The following is a 23,613-nucleotide window of genomic DNA, read 5'->3' on the forward strand; positions in this document are numbered from 1 at the left end:
AGCAGATGCAATGAAGAATAGACATATATGTAACCTTTACTTTCTGAGAATTGCGAATTCGAGTAGATCATGTGGCGAAAACTGGTGGTGGAAAGATGCGTTATATTTTAGTAGCAGATGTTGGCGGAACAAAATTAGCAACGGCTTTATTCAATCAACAGCAACAGTTGTTAATCAAAAAAGAGGTACCAAGTGATGTTACAAATAGAGAAACTTTATTCCATTGTTTAATTAATAGTTTTGAAAAGCTATGTATAGAGCAAGAAGTCTCTATTAATGAGATCTCTAAGGTATGTATTGGTGTACCTGGTATTGTGGATGTTCAAAAAGGTCTAGCAGTTTATCAAAATAATATACCGTGGAGTAACTTTCCGATTTCTGAGCGTTTAATTGAATTTTTCCCATATGCACAAATATTGATGGATAACGATGTTAACATGGCAACCTGGGGAGAATACAATGCTAGAGGGTTCTGCAAAGAAGTGATGGTATATGTAACATTAAGCACCGGATTATCTTGTTGTACAGTTGTAAATGGCGAATTTATAAGAGGAACAGGATTAGCTGGTGAAATAGGTTTTAATATCGTTGGTAATGATGGAGAAACATTAGAAGAAAGTGTGTCAGGACCTGCTATAGAAAAGTTAGGAAGAGCGTTACTGGGGAATTCGGAAATTCGATTAAAAGATATGATGGAGCTCTATTACAAGGGAGACCTCATCATGAATAAGCTTTTGCAGCAATTAATCTACTGCATGGAAAAACAATTGCATCAAATGATTTTGATGCTTGACCCACATTGCATAGTGTTAGGTGGCGGCTTTTTTAATCATCATCCGAAAATCATAGAGCAGATTAAAGAGGTGATTCAGCAACGTTTGTTAAACACACCTTTTGAAGGGAAAGAGCAAATTATAGGCAGTAGTATTCGTAAAGGTGAGGCGGGACTGTACGGTGCAGCAATGAAATAAAAAGAGCAATCGTTTTTATACTTAATATTATAAATCTCTACTCCAAAATAGCGGTACCGTTAGGAAAATAGGGATTTACATCGATAAAAAAATCCAACTTCCTTATATATTCTATTGAGAAATTTTTGACATGAAATGTTTCATTTCTACAAGACGGAGGTAATAGTTGACAACCTCATATAAAATAGTTGAGATAGCTTAGTGGCGAAATGACAGTGTATTTTTCCATCTAGCTATCTTTTTTGGTTATTTTGCTTTGTTTTATATAAAGTAATAGCAAAATAACATCCACCAAGTAAAATACGATTGTTGGATGCAGAAACACTGATAATCTTCTAAAATCGAATCAGATCAGTGAAGTTGGTTGAATCTAAAGTCAATCAATTATCGAGTATGGACTATGAGTGGGAGGTAAAAAAAGCGGGAAACAGACTCTTTGCCTGAATCCCTTTCTATGAGGATTAATATTTGCAGTACTTTTTGCTTCTAACGAATGCGTTTCTCTGTTTCTAAGTCAAAGAAATGTGCCCGAGACATATCAAATTGTAGGTGTGCAACTTGGCCTTGTGTAATTTTTGTATCAGAGTTAACACGTGCAATATAAGGCTGTCCATTTAACTGGGCATGTAACATCAGCTCAGCACCTGTTAATTCTGATACTTCAATATTTGCCTCGATGGACGAGAAGAAAGGCTCAGAAATGACAGAAGAATTTTCATAAATATGCTCAGGACGAATGCCAAGAATCAGCTCTTTTTGTAAGTAGCCTTGTTCTAATAATAATTTTGATTTTTCTGCTGGAATAGTTAATGAAATAGGACCGATCTGAATTCCTTCTTCATGGAAAACCCCTTTAAAAAAGTTCATGGATGGAGAGCCTATAAAACCGCCAACAAATTTATTTTCAGGTAAGCCATATACTTCTTCAGGTGTACCAATTTGTTGAACAATACCGTCCTTCATGACAACAAGACGCGTTGCCATTGTCATTGCTTCAGTTTGGTCATGTGTTACATAAATTGTCGTTGTTTTTAAGCGCTGATGAAGCTTGGTAATTTCTGCACGCATTTGTACGCGTAGTTTTGCGTCTAAATTGGACAAAGGCTCGTCCATTAAGAAAATATGTGCATCTCGGACGATTGCTCGACCAAGGGCAACCCGTTGTCTCTGACCACCCGATAAAGCTTTAGGCTTGCGATCCAAATACTTTTCTAAATCAAGAATGGCGGCTGCATTGTGGACACGTTCTTTAATTTGTTGTTTTGAAAATTTTCGAAGCTTTAAGCCAAATGCCATGTTGTCGTATACCGTCATATGAGGGTATAGTGCATAGTTTTGAAAAACCATCGCAATATCACGTTCCTTTGAAGGTACATCGTTCATTCTCTTGTTATCAATAAAAAAATCGCCTTCCGAGATTTCCTCTAAGCCAGCTATCATACGTAAGGTGGTTGATTTCCCACAACCTGATGGACCAACAAGTACAATAAACTCTCTATCCTGAACAGTTAGATTAAAATCAGATACAGCCGTTACACCGCCATCGTATATTTTATAAATATTATTAAGTATGATTTTCTCCATATTTAATCCCCTTTGTTCTTTTTTACAGTTTAAATAAAGTGAGGAAGAAAACCAATGTCTAAAATGCATAATGTTCAGTTAACTATTTTTGTGCATTTTGTAAAAATGACCAAAGATAACTAGCAAAGTAAACAAGTATTGCACCATCTAAATTTTTTATGTTAATATTTGTAATTTCCTGGAATTTTGATAAACGATAGGTTAATGTATTACGATGCATGTGCAATTTCTTAGATGTCAACGAAATATTTAAACCACATTCATAAAAAGTTTTAACAGTTTCAAGTAATTCTCTATCAGACTTTAAAGGTATAATAATTTGTTCTTCTAAAAATTTTAGAATAGAAGTAGGCAATTGTTGTGTTAGTAAAATAGGGAATATCGTTTGAAATGAATAATAAGGTTCAGCAAATCTTAAATGTAAACATTCCTTGAACCATTGTGCTTCTCTTTGGAATTTATATGGAAATTTCTTATCTATTTCATAAAATTCTCCAAGATATAATTGGATTCTGACATAAAAATCTGCTTCAATTGTACGAATAAGTGCAATAAAATCTTCTTTCTCATTCATAGAAAGACTCTTAGGTTCAATGAGTAAAAATTGATTTGTAGTAACTTGAATTAATATCGTATCTTCCTGAAAAAAATTATAAAGAGCTTCTTTTAAAGCCTCTAAAGGAGGGTTTTCATTTATAAAAGTAATTTGAATAACTCGAGCTTTATTAAAGGATAAATTGGATGGTATATCACCATTTGAATAGATAAATTCATACCAAGTATCCGATGCCTGAAATAGTGAAGAGGTAGCTTCAGTATAAAAAACAGTAAGCCATTGGTAGTCTCGCTGTGAAACCTCATGCTTTGAGATGGAAAACCATTCTTTTGTTTGGTGATGGTAGAAAATATAAGAGTCATAGGATAGCTGAGTTGGCTTTGTTCGATAATAACGATATGAAGGAAACAATGCTTTGAGATTTAAGTTCATTAAATATTCCTCTTCTTCCGATATATAGTAAAAAATATAAAAAGCGCTAAATGAAAGTCATACAATTTTGTAAAAGACATAGGTTGGAAAAAAACAACGTTTATATAAGCATTTCAAAAGGGTTATAAAACTCCAAATATGTACAATCAAAAAATATGTGATATAAATTTTTCTCCTATTACTAGTAATAATAAATGCTAGGAAAAAAAGTTAATAAGTATAGCTTTGATTCATGGAGCATCACCCCAAAGGATTTATTTTTCATTTATCTATGTAGATAGAGTGCTTTATGTGAAATTAGTGGCTTTACTTCATTTAATTGTAAAAGAAAAAAGACTGTAGGCAAACTCTCAAATTTTTTGAGTTTGTCTACAGTCTGAATCCAATGACTAATGATGAGTAATTGGATCTTTTGTAGTTGTTATGCCTTTACATCTTTTGTCCAATCCGCGACTTTGTCTTGGTTGTTTTCAATCCATTTTTTTGCTGCTTCTGTGGCACTCATACCTTCCATAATATCGAACATCACACTTTCTATATCTTCGGAAGTCCAATGGAAATGATCAAGGACACGATAGGCATCGGGATCATCTTCTTTCAAGCCATTACGAGCAAATGTGCCAATATATTCTTCTGTCCCATATAAACCTTTTGGGTCATCTAAATATTTTAAATCGTATGCATTAAATATCCAGTGCGGTGACCACCCTGTAATGATAATTTCTTCATTATTAGTAATGGCTTGACTAAGGGCGGCTGTCATTGCACCTGCAGAAGAAGTAAGTACATTCCAGTCTTCTAGATTGTTATATTTCTTATAGGCATTTTCTGTCGTAGCCATCATATTAGCCCCAGGTTCAATGCCTGTAATTGTTTTATTGGCTTCAGTGGTTAAGTCTTCGATTGAATCGACATCCATATAGCTTGGAACAACTAAGCCAATTTTAGCCCCAGTTAGATTTTCACCTAAATTCTCTATTTTATCTTTGTATTTCTCTACTTGCGGAGCATGTGTTTGCGGTAACCAAGCAGATACCATACCGTCAACCTCTCCGTTTGCAAGTGCCTCCCACATAATGCCATTGTCGAGTGGCGTTAATGTTACCTCATATCCTAAATCCTCTAAAACTTGTCCTACTACGTGAGTAGAAGCTACTTCAGTATCCCATTCAACATAGGCTAGGTTGATTGTCTTTCGATCTTCTTTTTTAGATCCTGCATCTGCTGAACTACATGCAGTTAAAACGAGTAGACATAGTAAAGAAAAACCTATTTTCCATAATTTTAGATGTCTCATAAATTTCCCCTCTCTAGCAATTCTTATATTCTTGCGAAAATTAAAAAATCAATAAGTAACAACTTAATTTTAATGACAAGTTGTTACTTTTGTCAAATGGATGTTGTACAAATCATGAGGGGAATCATGGGATTAGCCGTGCAGTCTATATTGGGCTGCCCAAAAATCTTTCTATTGATCACATATGATAGGTGAAAATGGAAACGGTGATTTGAGGAGGCTTAGTATGCATTGGATTACCATTATTTTAATAGGAATTGCAGCGAATTTAGATAATTTGGGAATCGGCCTAGCTTATGGCGTCAAACAAGTTAAAATTCCGATTTTATCCAATGCTGTGATTGCTGTCATGTCAATGATTGTCACATACATCGCAGTAACAGCAGGCAGCACAGTTGTTGCGTATATTTCACCGCATACTGCCAATTTATTAGGCAGCTTGCTGTTGTGTATTATTGGGCTCTGGACTTTAATGTCCAATAATTTTTCTAAACAACAGATAGCTGGCAACCCTGAGTTATTTGATGAAGATAAAAACTTAGTGATTTCAACGCGAGAGGCAATGGCACTCGGCTTCGTTTTATCAGCGAACTGTTTAGCAGGGGGCATTGCTATTGGGGCAAATGGCATTTCGGCCCTTTGGACGGTCATATCGATTGGTGTGTTTTCGTTTATTACAGTGGGAGTGGGGAGTCAATGTGGCTCTTTACTATCAAAAACGTATATTGGTAAGCATTCAACTGCGATCTCAGGATGGCTGCTAATTATGATTGGCATTTTCGAGATTTTTGCTAAATAACATATGAAAACAATGGGTAACCTCCACACCATATGTAGATGGAGTATTTAATGTAGAAGTTGATTGGAACGAAGAGCAGCGACTCCAGCGGGAAAAGCGGGATGGACTGAACGGATGTTTTTTCTATGAAAGCGAAGCGACAGTAACGAAGCAAGGGAAGAAGCTCGACCCCGCCCGCGGAAAGCGTCCGCTCGTAGTGGAAATCAACGGCATTACTTTATTTCATCGAGTTTGTCTACAGCTTGAGAATATAACCATATTTTGGTTATATTCTTTTTATTAGGAGGAAAATTTGACATATTGAGGACGAATTTGGTTTAACGGTTGACATACACTGGTATCAACGATTATTCTTGGGAGTAGAATCGTAATTGAGAATAATTTTCGTTTAGGTGAAAGTGCTTTCATGAGGATATTTTTTTCAATTATGATGTTTTACTATGACCAAGGGAGGCGTGCAATACATGAAGAAAATGCTCATGTTGATCATGCTTGTTAGTATTATTGTCGTTAACTTAGGGTTGACACAAGCATCTGCTCAACTGGCTGATGGCACACATTCGATAAAATATCAGGTCAATAAACCTGACAGTAACTCTGCATCCATTGCCAACGATTATTTTGTAAAACCAGCAAATGTAACAGTGAAAAATGGTACTGCTATAGTACAAATTACTTTAAAAAGCAGTGCGTGGATTACGAAATTTCAACCACCTGGTGGAGCAACTGTTGTGAGTGAAGATAAAGCAGCAGATACTCGCACTGTACAATTCACAGTTAATGATTTATCAAAACCAGTAGTAACAGCTATGAAAATTGATATTGATGATATTAATTATCACCATGAATACAGTGTATCGCTTGTATTTGATGCCGTATCGACTGCTAGCCCAGCTGCTACAACGCAACAAGCAACACAAAATGAATCAAAGTCACCCCAAGCATCTACTACAGAAAGTCAAGTGCCGAACCCACAGACAGGTGACGCAACACCTTATCTATTAATTGTTGCTTTAGTGGGATCAGCATTTTTACTTTATAAAAAAAAATACCAAACAAAAACGGAGGGTCAATAAATGACTAAAAAACGTCAATCTCGCGCAACTAAAATAGTACTAGCTTCATTGCTAGCGGCATCTCTTTCAGTCCCATCTTTTGCATCGGCAGCAGAGGTAGTAACTACAAATACTGAAGTGAAGGCAGAAGCAACAAAAGCTGACAAAACGGCAGCAGTTATCAATTTCCAAATCTTCAAACCTGGTACAACAGAAGCACAACCTGCTATTAGCTCTCATCTAGTACCACAGGGTTCAATCGTTGAAAAAGATGGAAAATTTGAAGCGAATTTAACGATTACAGCTAAATCAGCACCAATGATTGCAGGTCTACAAACAAAGCAAGGTGATAAATTTGTAGATGCTACAGAAGTGAAAAATAGTGATGGCACAATTACATACAGTTTCCCTGTTGTTGTTGATGAAGTAAAATCAGCAAAAATCCATGTGGTTGTTCCTTCTGCAAATATGGACAAATGGTATGATTTTGATTTAAAAGCAGTGAAAGAAGTAAAAGAAGAAGTAAAAGTGGATGAAGTAGCTGTTACTGTTTACAAAAATGGTACAACAGAAGAATCTATGATGAAACAATATATTGCACCGAAAGTAGGCGTTTCTGCTAAAGACGGTAAAAATATTGTGACAATGACATTCCCTCAAGGCCAATATGTAAAAGGTTTTACTGTAGAGGGGAAAGAAGCAACACTAGTGAAACAAGATGATGCTACAAATGCACGCACTTACTCATTTGAAGTAGCAGATTTAAAGAAACTTGTGAATGCTCAATTACACATCGTTGTTAATGAACCAGCACAAGGTGTGAAGTATGACTCGAATCATACAGTACAATTTAGTTTTGCTGTCGAAGGTGCAGTAAAGCCAGTTATAAATCCATTTAAAGATATTAGTAAAGATGCGAATAAAGAAGCCATCCTATCACTTTACAGCTTAGGAATTGTTAAAGGACAAGACAACTTTAATCCAAACAATAACATTACACGTTCTCAATTTGCCTTAATGGTGGCACGTGCATTGAACGTCTCTTCTACAAAAGATGCAGGATTTAAAGATACAGGTAAGCTTAGTGCAGAAGCTGTTCAAGCTATAAATGCATTAGCGGAAGCTGGGATTGTTAAAAAAGCAACAAACTTTAATCCAAATGACACATTAACTCGTCAACAAGCAGCTGTGATGATTTATCGCACAGTAACACATGTAGCAGGTAAAGAAATGAACTTTGGCGACCCAAGTCTTTCTTACTATGCTGATGGGGCAAAAGTGAAAGATGAAGAAGCGAAAAAGGCCTTTGCACTTCTATATGCAGGTAAAGTGATGACTGGTTCACCTACTGCAGATGGTAAAACAGTTATTGATGCAAATAGCCCATTAAAACGTTCACATATGGCAAAAATTTTAAATGGTTCATTACAATACATCAACAAATAATGATCTTCACAGCAACTTCCTTTCTCATATTGATGGGGAAGGAAGTTCCTGTGCTTTTAAAGAAATGGGAGGCTATGATGCAATGATTCTAAAAAAAAATAACCTTTGCATAGTGGCTGTTTGTACAATTTTATTAATCTTTTTTTCTCCATTCATTTTTCTAGAAGCAGAAGCAGAGGAATCTGTTATTGCAGATGGTAGTTATCAAGTTGAACTAAGTTTTTCTCCAATCGAAGGCTTTGAAGGAAGTATTTTCAAACAAGTAGCAACACTCGCAGTTAAGGATGGGCAATATCAATTAACGATGAAACTTGAAGAACTCAATCCTATAAGAGATATACATATCGAGCAGCAAGGCAATGAGCTTTCTTTTACACTAGATAAAATAGAAAATTTAGTTCAGTTTGATGTTTTAGCCTTACAACAACCAATTGTCCTAAAGGGCAATATAGAGCTTGCAACAGAAGAACAATATGCTTCGTTTTCCCAAGAGCTTCGCCTCAAAGTGCAGACACTGTCACCAAATATTCCACAAGGTGAAGGTAGTGAAGAAGTGGCTGAGGGAATAAATTCAGAAGGAACAATGGGCCAGGAATGGTCATTGGATTATGAGTTAATGGTAGATGGTAAACAAGAGCCCTCTATTATGAATAGCTATGTGAATCCAGTGGCAAAGGTGATCGAAAAAGATGGTAGATACTACGCACAAATGACGATTTTACAATCAGCTTGGATCACAGGATTAACGGTAGATTATAAAGGACAGCAAGTTGAACCTAAACTACTTTCACTTTTAGATAATGTACGAATCGTGGAATTTAAGGTTGAAGATTTAACACAACCATTACGATTGTGGGTGAAGGTCGATATTCCTGATATTTCTTATCATCATCAATATTTTGTTCAATTAGTATTTGATCCAGCACAGGTTGCAAAGATTTTAGATAAACCTTCAGAAGAAGTATCCTCCGAACCCAAAGACAGTGATAAAACAGCAGAAGTAGTAGGAAAAGAGCAAGTGCAAAAGCAAGTGCAAACGCCGTCGGAACAAAACAATGTGAAGAAGGAAGCGAACTCGGCTACATCGACAGTACCCACTACCCAATCGATGCTTGTTGTACCACAGGAAGAAAAACTAGCATTTGATCGGACACTGGATGAATCAGTGGACGAAGCAGAGGGAGAGGCAGCAGAGGAAAACAAAAAAGAAGAGGTTGCCACTGATAAGGTAGTGAACCATTCTACGGCAAAGCAGCAGATCGAGCCGCTAAACATTGTAAAAATTATGTTGCTAATCGCTATTTGCCTTGTATCAGGTTGGTTACTCATTCGCCGTATTAAAAAAGCCAAAAAAGATCGTACTGAGCAGAAATAAGTAGGAGATGACATAATGAAAAAGGATTGGAAAATTGGGATACTGTTAATGACATTACTATCACTGCTTCTTGCTGCTTGTAGTGGCAGTGACAAACCAGCAACAAAGGATAAAACAGTTGCAGTAAGTGAACAAGTAGCTGAAGAGAGTGAGCAACGAATCATTGCTGGAACAGTTGTAGTGGCAGATATTCTAGATAAGTTGGAGCTTGACGCAATCGCAGTACCAGAAACGGAAAAGCAATTAGCCAAACGTTTTGATGATTTGCCGACCATTGGTAATGCAATGGAGCCTGATATGGAAATTGTGAAATCATTGAATCCGACAGAAGTATTATCGGTATCGACTTTAGAGTACGATTTACAGGATAAGTTTAAACAGTTAAATATTCCTGTAGACTTTTTAAATTTACAAAGTGTTGATGCGATGTTAACGGAAATCACAACACTTGGTGAACGCTATGATCGTGTAGCACAAGCTGAGGAATTAGTGCAGGATTTACAGAAAAATATGGAAGCTGTTCAAGGTGTTGCTGCGAATAAAGAGGGGCCTCGTGTCTTAATTTTACTTGGCATTCCAGGAAGCTATTTAGTCGCAACTGAAAACTCTTATGCAGGGGATCTTGTTAAACGAGCAGGAGGAATCAATGTCATGGAAGGGCAAGATGCCGAATATTTATCTTCAAATACGGAGCATTTACATAGCAGTAATCCTGATATTATTTTACGCTTATCACATGGTATGCCTGATGAGGTTGTGAAAATGTTTGATGAGGAATTTAAAACAAATGATATTTGGAAACATTTCGATGCAGTGAAAAGCGGTAAAGTGTATGATTTAGAGGAAGAATTATTCGGGACGACAGCCTCCTTACAGGTACCTCAAGCTTTAGGACAACTGATGGAAATCTTCTATCGTAAATAGTAACTAGAATTGTCGCTCGTATGATGTATTACTACTCGTCATAGAGCGTTTTTCTTATCCTGAGAGAATATAAACATAAAAAAGGAAATCCAATATGACAAAAAGAATCGTCAGTTTTTTAATTGTAACTGTTTTATTACTAGTGACAATCGTTTATTCAGCTACAACAGGTAGTATAAAAATGGGCTTTTTCGAGTTTATAGGGGCATTATTTGAGGAAGGGAATAGCCAAATGGAGGCTATACGAGATTTAAGGTTTCCACGTATCATTGTGGCATTATTTGCAGGTGCAGCACTTTCAGTCTCTGGGGTGCTTTTACAATCTGTGATGCGTAATCCTTTGGCTGATGCTGGTGTCATTGGGATATCTTCTGGTGCAGCATTTGTACAGCTCTCTATCATTGCCTTTTTCCCCGCATTATTTTTTATGACACCTGTCTTAGCATTTATGGGTGGTGCATTGGCTTGTTCACTCGTATTTGCACTTTCGTGGAAATCCGGCTTGAGTCCACTTAAATTGATCTTAGTGGGGATTGCCATTAACGCCATGTTTACAGGATTAACAGAGGCACTTATTAGCTTAGGTGGTTCCTTGAACACGTCAGCTTCCAGTGTAATCGGTTCTAATTTAACGATGCGTACATGGAAAGATGTCTCTACGATTGTGACCTATGGGACAATCGGATTAATTGGCGCATTTGCATTATATAGTTGGTGTAATTTGCTTATATTGCAAGATAAAACAGTCAAAAGTTTAGGGTTTCAAGTAGCACGGGCACGCTTACTGATTGCCGCTGTCGCTGTTCTATTAGCGGCTGTTTCAGTTGTTGTGGCTGGAGTTATTTCGTTTGTGGGGCTATTAGTACCTCATATTGCACGCAGATTGGTTGGGCATGACCATCTTGTGCTTATTCCTTTTACAGCACTTGCTGGTGCCTTATTAATTTTAGTAGCAGACACGATTGGCCGGACAATTATTGCACCTATTGAAATTCCAGCCTCTACCATTATGGCAATCATAGGTGGTCCATTCTTAATATTCTTATTACGAAAAGAGTGACGAAACATGGATATACAAGACATCATTGTATCGCATGATAATACACGTAACCATTTAAATGGTGTTTCAACAACGATTGTCCAAGGGAAAATTACGACAATCATTGGCCCAAATGGCTGTGGGAAATCTACATTATTAAGTGTTATCTCTCGCCTTCATTCACCTAAATCAGGAACTGTCTCGTTAGAAAATAAAGATTTACTGCACTATAAGCCGAAAGAATTTGCTAAAAAACTGGCCATTGTGTATCAACAAAATGACATACCGAGAGATTTAACGATTGAAAAACTAGTTGGGTTTGGTCGTTTGCCACACCAAACAATGCTAAAAAAGAATCACGATGAGGACTCAAAAGCCATTGAATGGGCACTTGCCTGTACAAATTTACAGCATAAAGGTACAACAAGTTTAGAGGCGTTATCAGGTGGAGAGCGGCAGCGAGTGTGGATTGCTATGGCATTAGCACAACAGTCAGAAATATTATGTTTAGATGAGCCTACAACCTATTTGGATATATACTATCAAATAGAATTGCTAGAGCTGGTGAAAACATTAAACGAGCAGCATGGTTTAACGATTATCATGGTACTACATGATATTAATCAAGCCATTCGCTATAGCGACCATATTATTTTGATGAAGGAAGGTCAAATTTTTGCAGAGGGTGCGCCACGTGATGTGATTACGAAAGATATGATTAAAGAAGTGTATGGAGTGGATGCAATTTTTAATGAAGATAAACAGCTTGGCTATTATATGATGCCAATGGGAATATAAGAAGGTAATCCGATGAAGAAGAAAGTATCCAAGTTGCTAACACTGCTATATTTAGGCATATTTTTATTTTCTGTTTTTTCACTTGCAAAGTATCTATATACGTACTACGAAACGTCAAAATCATTAAAAGAAGTACAGGATATTTATCAGGCCACATTAGCAGCTAATGAAGAACAACCAGCAGAACAAATCGAGGAGACAGAAACAACAAATGATGTATCAGCATTCACTATACGACCACAGTTCCTTGATTTATTGGCGATTAATCCTCAAATTATTGGGTGGATTTCAGTAGATGGAACAAAGCTGAATAATCCAATTTTACAAGCTGACAATAATGACTATTATTTAAATCATAACTTTAAAAATAAGGAGAGTCGTGCAGGCAGTGTTTTTATGGATTATCGAAATCAAATACTAGACATGAACAAAAATACGATTTTATATGGTCATGCCATGAAGAACGAGACGATGTTCGGTAGTTTAAAAAATTACTTAAAGCAAGACTATGCAGATGAGCATCCCATCCTATATCTTGATACCTTATATGAGGGCTATGATATTGAGGTTTTTGCTGCATATGAGACGACGATTGATTTCTATTATATTGAGACCGACTTTGCCAACAATGAAGCTTACCAAAACTTTATAGAGGAGATACAACAGCGATCTTCTATTCAGATGAATGTCGATCTAAGTCCAGACGATAAAATTCTGACGTTATCTACTTGTAAGGATGCGGTTTTAAGTGACGACCATCGCTTTGTCGTGCAAGGCAAGTTAGTCAAGCGTTGAGGGGAAGAAATGCAAAGGGTGGGTGAACCTTTAAGCTTGTTGGCAAAAATAGCTCCAACCTTGATTTTTCACAGCGAGTTGGAGCTTGCCTTCATCTCATTGTCACCTCTTCATATTTAAACCTTCATAAAAGCTTATATCAGTAGACAGAATGATCTCTACTGTCTGAAAGGATGTACCGATAATTTGGATATCCTTTTTTATTTTTAAAATTACTTGACGTAACTTGATTATTAATATATAGTAAGTTACAGAAAGTAATTGATTGCTTTTCGTAATCATAATGTTTAACCAATCGAGTAACTACAAATGTTTATCCAATTCTGTTTTGGGTAACATAAATACTGTAGTTGCTTCATATTTTAAAATATATCTCGAAATCGAGATAAAATCAACTTATTTGGAGGAATTTATAATGGCAAAATGGAACATTGATTTAGGACACTCAGCAGTAAACTTTCAAGTAAAACACATGATGGTATCAAAAGTTAAAGGCGTATTTGATAGCTATTCAGCTGATATTGAAGCGACAGACCTTGCAGACTTAACAACTGCTAACATTAACTTTACAATTGATCCAGCGAGTATTAATACACGTAGTGAGGATCGTGATAATCATTTAAAAGCAGAAGATTTCTTTGATGCTGAAAAATATCCAACAATTACATTTAAATCGACAAACATTGCTAAAAAAGCAGGAGATGAATATGCAGTAACTGGTGATTTAACAATTAAAGGCGTGACAAAGTCCGTAACGTTTGATACAGAATTCAATGGAAAAGGTACAAATCCATGGGGACAAGAAGTATATGGTTTTGAAGCTGAAACAACAATCAATCGTGAAGACTTTGGCCTAACTTGGAACGCAGCGTTAGAAACGGGTGGGGTTCTTGTTGGAAAAGATATTAAAGTAACTGTTGAATTAGAAATAAACCCAGCTTAAAAATAGATGATAGAGCATGCTTGAAGTAATTTTCAAGCATGCTTTTTATATAGAAAAATATAGACGTTTTTTAGTTAATCATTCTAGTAATGCTATTCTGTTAGAAATTACCATCAAATAAGTTTCTTGCATATTTTTAGTAATTACTGCATATAAATCATCATATTGTTTTTGGGGGCGATAGGATGAATGTATTAGTGACAGGTGGCTATGGTTTTATTGGCAGTGCCGTAGGTAGGCGTTTTTTCGAAGAAGGTGCAACAATTTATATTATTGATAATTTAAGTACGGGTCATTTACGAAATGTTGACTTTGAGCATAAATCCTATCTTTTAAATGTAGAGGATGAGGTTTGTGAGCATCTTTTTAAAGAAATACATTTTGATGTAGTCATCCATTGTGCGGCACAAACGAGCGTACAACAATCCATCCAAGAGCCAGTAAAGGATATTTTGACAAATATCGTTGGGCTAAGCCAAATGCTTTTTTTAGCTTCTAAGTATAATGTACAGCATTTTGTTTTTGCTTCGTCAGCATCGGTGTATGGAGATAGTCATTATCCGCCATTAGAAGAAACAGATGTCTGTGAACCGATATCTATGTATGGACTCAATAAGAGCATTGGGGAAACCTACTGTGAGAAATGGCATAAAGATTATCGTTTACCTATTCTCATCTACAGATTTGCTAATGTTTTTGGTCCAAGGCAACAAATGCAGGGCGAAGCAGCAGTGATCCCAAGTATGCTAAAAAGCAGTATGGCAGGCAAACCTTTTACGATTTATGGTGACGGTGAACAAACACGAGATTTCATTTATGTCGATGATATTGCAGATGCTATTTACGCTGGTGTATCTGCCCGTTTGCAAGGCACGTATAATGTATCCACAAATGAAGCTTGGTCTATTCACCAAGTCATCTTACTGCTGCAACATTTAAATCACCCACTTGAAATTCAATATGCCCCTGCACGTGAAGGAGATATCGAACATTCATTTTTAAATAACGACAAATTAGCCAAGGCCATTGGCTGGAGGCCAAAAACTTCTTTTGCAGAAGGAATCGAACGTACATTGCATGCATTACAAAATGAAAAACTAGCAGAAATTCAACAAAATAGTGGCTAAAGGGCATTTAAATTATGTAGGCATATTACATCGTGTAATATGTCTTTTTCTATGTCTATAGTATAATAATTCATTAAAGAAATGGTTGTGGACGGAGGCTTATTGATGCTTGTAGATTTTAGAGTGAAAAATTGTTTAAGTTATAAAGATGATACGTTATTTTCAATGGTAGCGGGCAGCCGTCTGCGAAAATGGAAGGATACTCATACCATTCAATTTGATTCACTTCGACTTGTGAAAAGTGCATTTATTTTTGGACCAAATGGTAGTGGGAAATCCAATCTTTTTACGGCTATTAAAGTATTACGTACTTTGCTTTTTAATTTTGAAAATTTAAATAATGTTAAGCAGTTACGTTTACCCTATCAACCGTTTAAGTTAGGAAGACAGCAGGGCACACCAACAGAGTTTATGATATCGCTTTTTTTAGATGGTGCTCTTTATGATTATGAAATACAGTACAATGCTTCTCAAGTTCTCTATGAGCGTCTTGTGAAGACGAACAAGTCACAAAAAGAAGAGCTGTTTGTCAGACAATGGGATGGTACACAATATTCATATGAAACAGCTCAAACGAGTGCACAGGAGCTGACAAAATATACACGTAACAATACGGCCTTTTTGTCTGTCTTGCATGTTTTTAATGATTCAGATGCTTTAAAGATATTCGATTGGTTTTTACATAAAATTCTATTTCTTGATGAAGCAAATCGGTTATCAAGTCATCCTCTAATTCGTAAACTTGAAGAGAAGCCCTTTAAAAAAGAAGTGATCAAACTCCTTAAAATTGCAGACCTATCCATTCAAGATGTCACGGCCAGACGTGTGGAACGTCGAGAGAAAAATACAGTTGGTTATGAGTATGAATCGTCTGAGGTGATTCAAGAAGTAGATATTGACCTACATTACTTATCATTTGATGAAGCAGGTGCACCGATAGGAACGGAAACGATTAATTGGACAATGGATTCGAAAGGCACAGTACGAATGCTACATTTAGCATGTGTGATGGTGGATGCTTATAATAAAGGAAAAACGATTTTTATAGACGAATTCGATACGGCATTCCATGTGTCGATTTGTGAGTTTTTAATGGCCATTATGAACAGCAAACGCAATCGAAATAATCAATTTATCGTGACAAGTCATGAAATAGAATTGCTAGATCAGCCATTGCGTTCAGATCAAATTTGGTTTGTTAATAAAAGCTTTAAAAATGAATCAGAGCTTTACTCTTTATTTGATTTTGCAGATTTACAAAAGAAGCGTGGAGATCTTTCTTATGCGAAACGCTATATAAAAGGTGAGTTTGGTGCAATGCCTGTTATCAATGAGTATTTATCTGAACAATATTTAGAAGAAGCGGAGGTATCTGAGCCTTGAGAGTACGTCAACAAGGGAGCCGAACACTGCGTAAAACGATTTTAATTTATTGTGAAGGTGAGACAGAACGTATTTATTTTGAACAAATGCGTATATTAAAGCGCTCTAAAATGGTTAGTGTCAAAATAAAAAACGTTAAACGTTCAGCTATTAAGCTTGCTCAACATGCTTATCGAGATTCCAGCTATCAATATTTTGATGAGGTTTGGATTGTTTTTGATAAGGATGACTTAACCGAAAAGCAATTAGAGGAAGTCAATCAATTTTGCGAGGAAAAAAATATTCGCATTGCCTATACCAATGAAGCATTTGAATTGTGGCTACTCCTGCATTTTGAGGAAGTCGACAGTTCAGAAAAGTATCCTCGTGCTGTCTTGAATGACAAGATGGAACAGCATCTTGGCGTAAGTCGTTATTTCCGTCACAAGGCAGATGAATCCATTATTGCCCCCATCGCATTACGACATGAGGTAGCGATTAAAAATTGTACAGACATGATGGCTCTTCGAAAGACGGAGAGCCGCGACAACCCTTACTGTAACATACATGAAATGATACGATACATATTTTAAGCGTGAGTAGGTTTTCTATTTCCAAATAGAGACCTGCTTTTTTATTTTTACACAATGCATTGTCGAAACGAAAGCATGTTTATTTTTCCAAAACATATAGTGTATATGGAGCGAAAGTAGTAAATAGATGAAAGGGGATTGTGTGGATAACTCAAAGTCGAATCAACGCAAAAATCTAGAGGAGAATGCCAAGGATCAGCAACTAGAGCCATTCCGTGTCGAGAATGAAGGCACGAGAATGACAACCAATCAGGGGCTAAGGGTGTCCAATGATGAGGATTCGCTTAAGGCAGGCGTTCGTGGGCCAACAATTATGGAGGATTTTCATCTTAGAGAAAAAATTACCCATTTTGATCATGAACGTATTCCAGAGCGCGTCGTACATGCCAGAGGTTTTGCAGCACATGGCGAGTTTGAATTGTATGAATCCATGGCAGAGTATACGAAGGCGAAATTTTTGCAGGATCCGAAAAAGAAAACACCTGTGTTTGTCAGGTTTTCAACAGTGGTAGGGAGCTTAGGATCGATGGACACAGCTCGTGATGTACGCGGATTTGCAACGAAGTTTTATACGGATGAAGGAAATTATGATTTAGTCGGTAATAATATTCCTGTTTTTTTTATTCAGGATGCCATTAAGTTTCCCGATTTAATTCATGCCGTAAAGCCTGAGCCACACAATGATATGCCGCAAGCAGCCTCTGCACACGATACCTTTTGGGATTTTGTAGCCAATAATCAGGAAATTGCGCATATGGTGATGTGGGTGATGTCTGACCGTGCCATTCCGCGAAGCTTTCGTATGATGGAAGGTTTCGGCGTGCATACATTCCGCTTCGTCAATGACAAGGGAAGATCGAGATTTGTCAAATTCCATTGGAAGCCTGTACTCGGTGTACATTCTCTCGTTTGGGATGAAGCCCAGATAATTGCTGGGAAGGACCCCGATTTTCAGCGACGAGATTTATGGGAAGCCATCGAAATTGGCGATTATCCAGAGTTTGAGTTAGCTGTCCAAATTCTTGAACCTGAAGATGAATTTAAATTTGATTTTGATATTTTAGATGCGACAAAGCTTTGGCCAGAGGAAATAGTGCCAGTGAAGAAGATTGGCAAAATGACCTTAAATCGTAATGTGGATAATGTTTTTGCTGAAACAGAGCAAGTTGCCTTCCACCCAGGTAGCGTTGTACCAGGCATAGACTTTACGAATGATCCTCTGTTACAGGGACGATTATTTTCATACTTAGACACACAGTTAATCCGTCTAGGTGGACCAAACTTTGCAGAAATTCCCATTAATCGACCGGTTTGCCCAGTGCATAATAATCAGCGGAATGGCTTTAGTCGACAGACCATTAATTTAGGAAGAGTGAGTTATCATAAAAATTCGCTGGCTAATAATACACCCGCCACTTCTACTGCAAGGGAAGGGGGATATGTTCATTATGAAGAAAAGGTTGAGGGACGCATCACAAGAGCACGCAGTAAATCCTTTGATGATCATTTTTCACAAGCAAGACTCTTTTGGAACAGCATGTCCCCACCTGAAAAACAACATATTATAGAGGCATTTAGCTTCGAGGTAGGAAAAGTGAAGAGTAAATCAGTTCGTCAGCAAGTTGTGGATATGTTTGTCCATGTAGATAAAGCAATGGCTACAACAGTGGCAGACAATGTTGGCGTTAATCGCCCTACAGGAGAACAGTCCAAGGTCACAGCCTCCTCACCAGCACTTAGTCAAGCCAATACCATTAAATTGCCTTATACACTTAAGGTCGGAGTCTTAATTGGCGATGGCTTTGATGCAAATGAGGTCGGTGAAGTATTGAAATATTTAACAAGGCAAGGTGTACGCTACAGCATTATCTCCGATCGACTAGGTGTTGTGACAGGGAATAATGGGGTTCAATTAACGGCTACTGACACATTTATCACAACTGATGCTGTATTATTCGACTCGTTATATGTTGTTGGGGTAAAGGCAAGCAATCAGGCGAAATTCAATACTTATATCGTCAATTATATCAATGAAGCATATCGTCACTTTAAGCCGATCGGATTTGCTGCTACTGGCACAACTTTCTTCAATATGTCCAATGCAAACGTAGGCCCTGGCATTGTGTTAGCAACAGGTAACAAGGATTTTGCTAAAAAGTTCGTAGCAGCCATTGCCCAGCAACGATTTTGGCAACGAAATATCTATTAAATAGATCCGTGAGTAGCGAATACTTTCAGAACGAAGAGAAATACTCGCGGAACGAAGAGAACTACTCGCGGAACGAAGAGAACTACTCGCGGAACGAAGAGAAATACTCGCGGAACGGAGAGAAATACTCGCGGAACGGAGAGAAATACTCGCGGAACGAAGAGAAATACTCGCGGAACGGAGAGAAAACTCACGGAACGAAGAGAAATACTCGCGGAACGGAGTGAAAACTCACGGAACGAAGAGAAATACTCGCGGAACGAGAAGTGAAATACTCACAAAAGGTAAGTAAATATTGTGCATGTCAAAAGGCCTTTCATTGAATGAGAGGCTTTTCCTCTGTCTGTTATTGCATTCAAATTTTGCGAATGATATGGTGGTACATGAGGTGAAAATTATGGAAAAATTTGATATTGCTATCATTGGAGCGGGGCCAGGTGGCTATGTGGCTGCCATACATGCAGCGAAACATGGCAAAAAGGTTGCTCTCATCGAACGGGATAAGCTAGGGGGAGCTTGTTATAATGTTGGCTGCATTCCTTCAAAAATTTTATTAGAGCATAGTAAGCTTGTACAGGAAATTAAACGAGGGACGAGCTGGGGAATTGAAGTGCCTCAAGTGGAAATTCAATTTCCTCGATTGATGCAGCGAAAAGATACAATTATTCAAGAGCTGTTAAACAATATTGAGCACTATATTGTCAGCAATCAGATTACTTTATATCGTGGTGAGGCCTCTGTCGCAAAGGATTTAACGATTACAATTGGGAATGAGACGATAATGGCTACAGATATTATTTTAGCGACAGGTAGTAAACCATTTGTCCCCCCATTTGAGGGTTTAGCAACTTCGACCTATTTTACAACGGATACATTTTTTGATATAGACGAGTTACCAGCTCAATTAACCATTATTGGGGGTGGGGTAATTGCAGTTGAAATGGCCTTTAGTTTAGCGCCACTTGGTACAAAGGTAACGTTGCTGAATCATAGTGAGGACATATTACAAACGGAAGAGGCTGAAGCAAGACCGCTGATTCGTGAAAAAATGAAAAAACTTAATATCGAGCTTGTGACAGATTTCAAGTTTGAAAAGTTTGAAGGCAATAGCATCCATACATCTAAAGGTGCTTATACATATGAAAATCTCTTATTTGCAACTGGTCGTCGTCCCAATACAGAAATCGCTCAGCAATTAGGCTTAACTTTAGATGGTCGATTAATTGCAGTGGATGAACATTTACAGACAAGCCAGCCACATGTTTATGCCATAGGCGACTTAGTAGATGGTTATCAGCTAGCGCATTCTGCCAGTGCTGAAGGCATTTACGTTGTCGATTATATTGTGGGCAAACAGCCAACACCAATTGACCAAAATTCAATTCCTCGTTGCGTTTATACACATCCGGAAATTGCTACATTTGGTTTATTAGAGGAGCAGGTCACAATACCTTACACCGTGACCAAAATGCCACTACAGACAAATCCTAAGGCATTAATGGAGGGGAATACAGAAGGCTTTGTGAAGTTAATTACAGCAGAGGAAAGTGGTCAAATTTTAGGTGCATGTGTTGTAGCTGATGGTGCCACAGAAATGCTTAATGCTATATTGGCAACAAAAAATGCAGGTGGTACAGCCCAATCACTTGCGCAGATGATCTTCCCACATCCAACGGTGTCGGAGCATATTGGAGATGCCGCAAAGGCTGTTTTTGGGAAAGCAATTCACCAATCATAAAAAAGCTATTGACATTCAGAGAATTTATGTTAGATTAATTTTATAAGAATACTTGGTATTAGAGTTGACTAGGCAACTAGAGGCTTCTATTTTACAAAACGGTAATCCGCCTGATTGTAAAATAGAAGCCTTTTTTAATGACAATGATTAAAAGGAGTGGGAAAAATGACAAAAGCAGTTATTTTGAATGGGAGCAATTCGAAAAATTCTAGAGTTACAGCCATTCATGAAAAGGTGGAAAATCATTTTATTGCGCGAGGAATAGAGGTACATTCCAATTATGTACATGAACTACCAGCTACCGATTTACTCACTGCCAATTTTGCCAGTAAGGAAATCCAAGCAGAAAATGCGCATGTTGAGCAAGCTGATTTTATTGTCATACTAACCCCTATTTATAAAGCTTCCTATACAGGTATTTTGAAGACCTACTTGGATTTACTGCCTCAAAAAGCCTTGCTTGGGAAGATCGTACTTCCTATTGCTGTAGGAGGTTCAATCGGTCATTTATTGGCATTAGAATATGCATTAAAGCCAGTTTTAGCTGTGCTTGGAGCAACATCAATTACCCATTCTGTTTATATTGTGGATAAACAAATTATTCGCCTTGAGGAAGGTGGCTTTGCGATTGAAGAAGAGGCTAGCAGCAGATTGGAAGCGGTGTTAGAACAATTACAGAAAGTGTTAATCGTTAATTAACGTGGTAAAAGCGCATTATAGGGGCATCCTATAATGCGCTTTCTTTAATTGATTTCAATATTTTCTTCATTCTCCATAGGTATTGTAGAGAGATATAAAAAAGCTTCATCTTGCAATAGCAATAATTTTTCTTCACAAATTCCGTGTGATAATGGTCCAGAAAATATGGACTCCCACCATGTCCCAGTTGTTGTTGTCATTCATCTACGCCCCCATTTCAGTTTTAATATGTAGTTGTATATTTCCCGAGATAAAAAAACTAAAACATTTCATTTTCACATAAAGCCATTTCACCCCCGATGCAGAAAGAGGATTTTTGCCCTCCGATGTTGTATCGTATAGACAATGATAGTTTGTTTCAAAATGAAAAAACTATGTATGGCATTTTAAAAAAAGGGGTGCTTTATTGATGAATTTTACGTCACAAGATGTGGAAAATATGATTACAGAGCAGCGTCAATTTTATTTTTCTCGTGCAACAAAAAGTGTAAAGTTTCGAAAAGAACAATTAAAAAAGTTAAAAAATTCCATTTTAAAATACGAAAAAGACATCTTGAATGCGCTGTATTTAGATCTTCGTAAAAGCGAATTTGAAGCATATGCAACTGAAATTGGCATTGTTTTAGATAGTATTTCATATATGGTAAAGCATGTAGAAGAATGGATGGAGCCAGAAGCAGTTAAAACACCGATACAATATCAAATGGGCAAAAGCTTCATTGTTCGTGAACCCTATGGTGTCACATTAATTATTGGACCGTTTAATTATCCATTTCAACTAGTTATGGAACCATTAATTGGTGCCATTGTTGGAGGGAACACAGCAATTGTCAAGCCGTCAGAAGCGTCTGTCCATACAGCAGCTATTGTGAAAAAAATAATTGAAGAAACGTTTCATTCCTCCTATGTACGTGTGGTAGAAGGTGAAAAAGAAGAAGTAACAGCTCTTATTCATGCGTCCTTTGATTACATTTTCTTTACAGGCAGTGTAGCTGTTGGAAAAGTGATAGCAAAGGCAGCAGCAGAACGTTTGACACCAATTGCTTTAGAGCTTGGTGGAAAAAGTCCAGCGATTGTCGATCAAACTGCAAACTTAGAAGTAGCAGCAAAGCGGATTGTATGGGGGAAATTTACAAATACTGGGCAAACATGTGTGGCCCCCGATTATTTACTTGTTCATAAAGATGTTTATGACCGTTTTATGAAAATCTTAAAAGAAACGATCCGATCGTTTTATGGCAAAAATCCTTTAAAAAGCCCTGATTACGGACGTATTGTGAATTTGAGACAATTCGATCGTTTACAACAAATTATCAAGGAAGAACGAGATGCCATTACATTTGGCGGCCGAATTGATCGTGATGATTTATATGTTGAGCCAACAATCATCGAGTATGTAAAATGGACAAGCCCATCTATGCAGGAAGAACTCTTTGGTCCTATTTTACCTGTTATGATGTATAATGAGTTACCACTGGCGATTCATCAAATTCGTCAATTACCAAAGCCTTTGGCGGCATATTTCTTCTCAGAACATGAAAAGGCCATACAATACTTTTTGGAGGAATTACCCTTCGGTGGTGGATGTATAAACGATACCATCACCCATGTTGGAAATTTACATTTACCATTTGGTGGTGTTGGACCATCTGGTGTGAAAGCGTACCATGGCAAAGCAAGCTTTGAAAACTTTACACATCCTAAATCCATTTTAAAGAAGTCCTCTAAGCTTGAGACAAATGTATTGTTCCCACCATATAAACAAAAAGTGAAAATTGTGCGGTCCATTATGAAATAGAAATTAGAAGGGAGATATCTTAGGATGTCTCCCTTGAAAAATAACCTCTTTGTCCTCAAAAAATCTTCCTAAT

The 23,613-nt window shown here is 37.2% G+C and carries 21 protein-coding genes; 17 read left to right on the forward strand and 4 right to left on the reverse strand.

Annotated features, from left to right (window positions below; genetic code table 11):
* The first annotated feature begins 95 nt into the window (after nucleotides 1-95).
* Nucleotides 96-971, forward strand: a complete 876-nt coding sequence (locus MKY46_RS03960; RefSeq protein WP_036126499.1) for an ROK family protein — start codon at nucleotides 96-98, stop codon at nucleotides 969-971.
* Nucleotides 972-1,457: 486 nt separating this feature from the next.
* On the opposite strand, the gene MKY46_RS03965 is transcribed toward MKY46_RS03960, so the two are convergent.
* The 3 genes from MKY46_RS03965 to MKY46_RS03975 form a co-directional block, all read right to left on the reverse strand.
* A complete protein-coding gene (locus MKY46_RS03965; RefSeq protein ID WP_036126498.1) occupies nucleotides 1,458-2,555 on the reverse strand; it encodes an ABC transporter ATP-binding protein in 1,098 nt (365 codons plus the stop codon).
* A gap of 82 nt (nucleotides 2,556-2,637) precedes the next feature.
* The gene (locus tag MKY46_RS03970; protein ID WP_036126495.1) at nucleotides 2,638-3,543 is read right to left on the reverse strand and encodes a PucR family transcriptional regulator; all 906 of its coding nucleotides are present in this window, start codon (nucleotides 3,541-3,543) and stop codon (nucleotides 2,638-2,640) included.
* 421 nt (nucleotides 3,544-3,964) lie between these two features.
* Entirely contained in the window at nucleotides 3,965-4,840 is an 876-nt protein-coding gene (locus MKY46_RS03975) for a glycine betaine ABC transporter substrate-binding protein (RefSeq protein WP_036126494.1), read from the reverse strand.
* Nucleotides 4,841-5,066: 226 nt separating this feature from the next.
* On the opposite strand from MKY46_RS03975, the gene MKY46_RS03980 reads away from it, so the two are divergent.
* The 15 genes from MKY46_RS03980 (at nucleotide 5,067) to ssuE (ending at nucleotide 21,742) form a co-directional block, all read left to right on the forward strand.
* The gene (locus MKY46_RS03980) at nucleotides 5,067-5,639 is read left to right on the forward strand and encodes a manganese efflux pump (protein WP_036126492.1); all 573 of its coding nucleotides are present in this window, start codon (nucleotides 5,067-5,069) and stop codon (nucleotides 5,637-5,639) included.
* A gap of 464 nt (nucleotides 5,640-6,103) precedes the next feature.
* Nucleotides 6,104-6,715, forward strand: a complete 612-nt coding sequence (isdC, locus tag MKY46_RS03985; protein WP_036126490.1) for a heme uptake protein IsdC — start codon at nucleotides 6,104-6,106, stop codon at nucleotides 6,713-6,715.
* Nucleotides 6,716-8,140, forward strand: a complete 1,425-nt coding sequence (locus tag MKY46_RS03990; RefSeq protein ID WP_036126486.1) for an NEAT domain-containing protein — start codon at nucleotides 6,716-6,718, stop codon at nucleotides 8,138-8,140.
* Nucleotides 8,141-8,222: 82 nt separating this feature from the next.
* Complete coding sequence (locus MKY46_RS03995; RefSeq protein WP_230593933.1) at nucleotides 8,223-9,515, forward strand: NEAT domain-containing protein; 1,293 nt, start codon at nucleotides 8,223-8,225, stop codon at nucleotides 9,513-9,515.
* 15 nt (nucleotides 9,516-9,530) lie between these two features.
* On the forward strand, nucleotides 9,531-10,439 hold the full coding sequence (gene isdE, locus MKY46_RS04000) for a heme ABC transporter substrate-binding protein IsdE (protein ID WP_036126484.1): 909 nt from the start codon (nucleotides 9,531-9,533) through the stop codon (nucleotides 10,437-10,439).
* A 94-nt stretch (nucleotides 10,440-10,533) separates the two neighbouring features.
* On the forward strand, nucleotides 10,534-11,499 hold the full coding sequence (locus MKY46_RS04005) for a FecCD family ABC transporter permease (protein ID WP_036126481.1): 966 nt from the start codon (nucleotides 10,534-10,536) through the stop codon (nucleotides 11,497-11,499).
* Nucleotides 11,500-11,505: 6 nt separating this feature from the next.
* Nucleotides 11,506-12,276, forward strand: coding sequence for an ABC transporter ATP-binding protein (locus MKY46_RS04010; RefSeq protein ID WP_036126479.1), 771 nt, complete (start codon nucleotides 11,506-11,508; stop codon nucleotides 12,274-12,276).
* Nucleotides 12,277-12,288: 12 nt separating this feature from the next.
* Complete coding sequence (gene srtB / locus MKY46_RS04015; protein ID WP_036126477.1) at nucleotides 12,289-13,071, forward strand: class B sortase; 783 nt, start codon at nucleotides 12,289-12,291, stop codon at nucleotides 13,069-13,071.
* Nucleotides 13,072-13,486: 415 nt separating this feature from the next.
* Nucleotides 13,487-14,014, forward strand: a complete 528-nt coding sequence (locus MKY46_RS04020; protein ID WP_036126475.1) for a YceI family protein — start codon at nucleotides 13,487-13,489, stop codon at nucleotides 14,012-14,014.
* A gap of 185 nt (nucleotides 14,015-14,199) precedes the next feature.
* Entirely contained in the window at nucleotides 14,200-15,141 is a 942-nt protein-coding gene (locus MKY46_RS04025) for an NAD-dependent epimerase/dehydratase family protein (protein ID WP_036126473.1), read from the forward strand.
* Between the two features lie 105 nt (nucleotides 15,142-15,246).
* Entirely contained in the window at nucleotides 15,247-16,524 is a 1,278-nt protein-coding gene (locus MKY46_RS04030) for an AAA family ATPase (protein WP_036126471.1), read from the forward strand.
* Complete coding sequence (locus MKY46_RS04035; protein WP_036126467.1) at nucleotides 16,521-17,096, forward strand: RloB family protein; 576 nt, start codon at nucleotides 16,521-16,523, stop codon at nucleotides 17,094-17,096. The genes MKY46_RS04030 and MKY46_RS04035 overlap by 4 nt, the downstream gene beginning before the upstream one ends.
* 127 nt (nucleotides 17,097-17,223) lie before the next feature.
* On the forward strand, nucleotides 17,224-19,305 hold the full coding sequence (locus tag MKY46_RS04040; protein ID WP_036126465.1) for a catalase: 2,082 nt from the start codon (nucleotides 17,224-17,226) through the stop codon (nucleotides 19,303-19,305).
* A 397-nt stretch (nucleotides 19,306-19,702) separates the two neighbouring features.
* On the forward strand, nucleotides 19,703-21,043 hold the full coding sequence (gene lpdA, locus MKY46_RS04045) for a dihydrolipoyl dehydrogenase (protein WP_036125937.1): 1,341 nt from the start codon (nucleotides 19,703-19,705) through the stop codon (nucleotides 21,041-21,043).
* A gap of 165 nt (nucleotides 21,044-21,208) precedes the next feature.
* Nucleotides 21,209-21,742, forward strand: a complete 534-nt coding sequence (gene ssuE, locus MKY46_RS04050) for an NADPH-dependent FMN reductase (protein ID WP_036125935.1) — start codon at nucleotides 21,209-21,211, stop codon at nucleotides 21,740-21,742.
* Nucleotides 21,743-21,786: 44 nt separating this feature from the next.
* Here the strand turns inward: ssuE and MKY46_RS04055 are convergent, their stop codons facing one another.
* On the reverse strand, nucleotides 21,787-21,942 hold the full coding sequence (locus MKY46_RS04055; RefSeq protein WP_170829777.1) for a hypothetical protein: 156 nt from the start codon (nucleotides 21,940-21,942) through the stop codon (nucleotides 21,787-21,789).
* Nucleotides 21,943-22,151: 209 nt separating this feature from the next.
* On the opposite strand from MKY46_RS04055, the gene MKY46_RS04060 reads away from it, so the two are divergent.
* Complete coding sequence (locus tag MKY46_RS04060) at nucleotides 22,152-23,540, forward strand: aldehyde dehydrogenase (RefSeq protein ID WP_036125933.1); 1,389 nt, start codon at nucleotides 22,152-22,154, stop codon at nucleotides 23,538-23,540.
* The last annotated feature ends 73 nt before the right edge of the window (nucleotides 23,541-23,613 follow it).

The sequence above is a fragment of the Lysinibacillus sp. FSL M8-0355 genome (assembly GCF_038008985.1).
In the GTDB taxonomy this organism is placed as follows: domain Bacteria; phylum Bacillota; class Bacilli; order Bacillales_A; family Planococcaceae; genus Lysinibacillus; species Lysinibacillus fusiformis_D.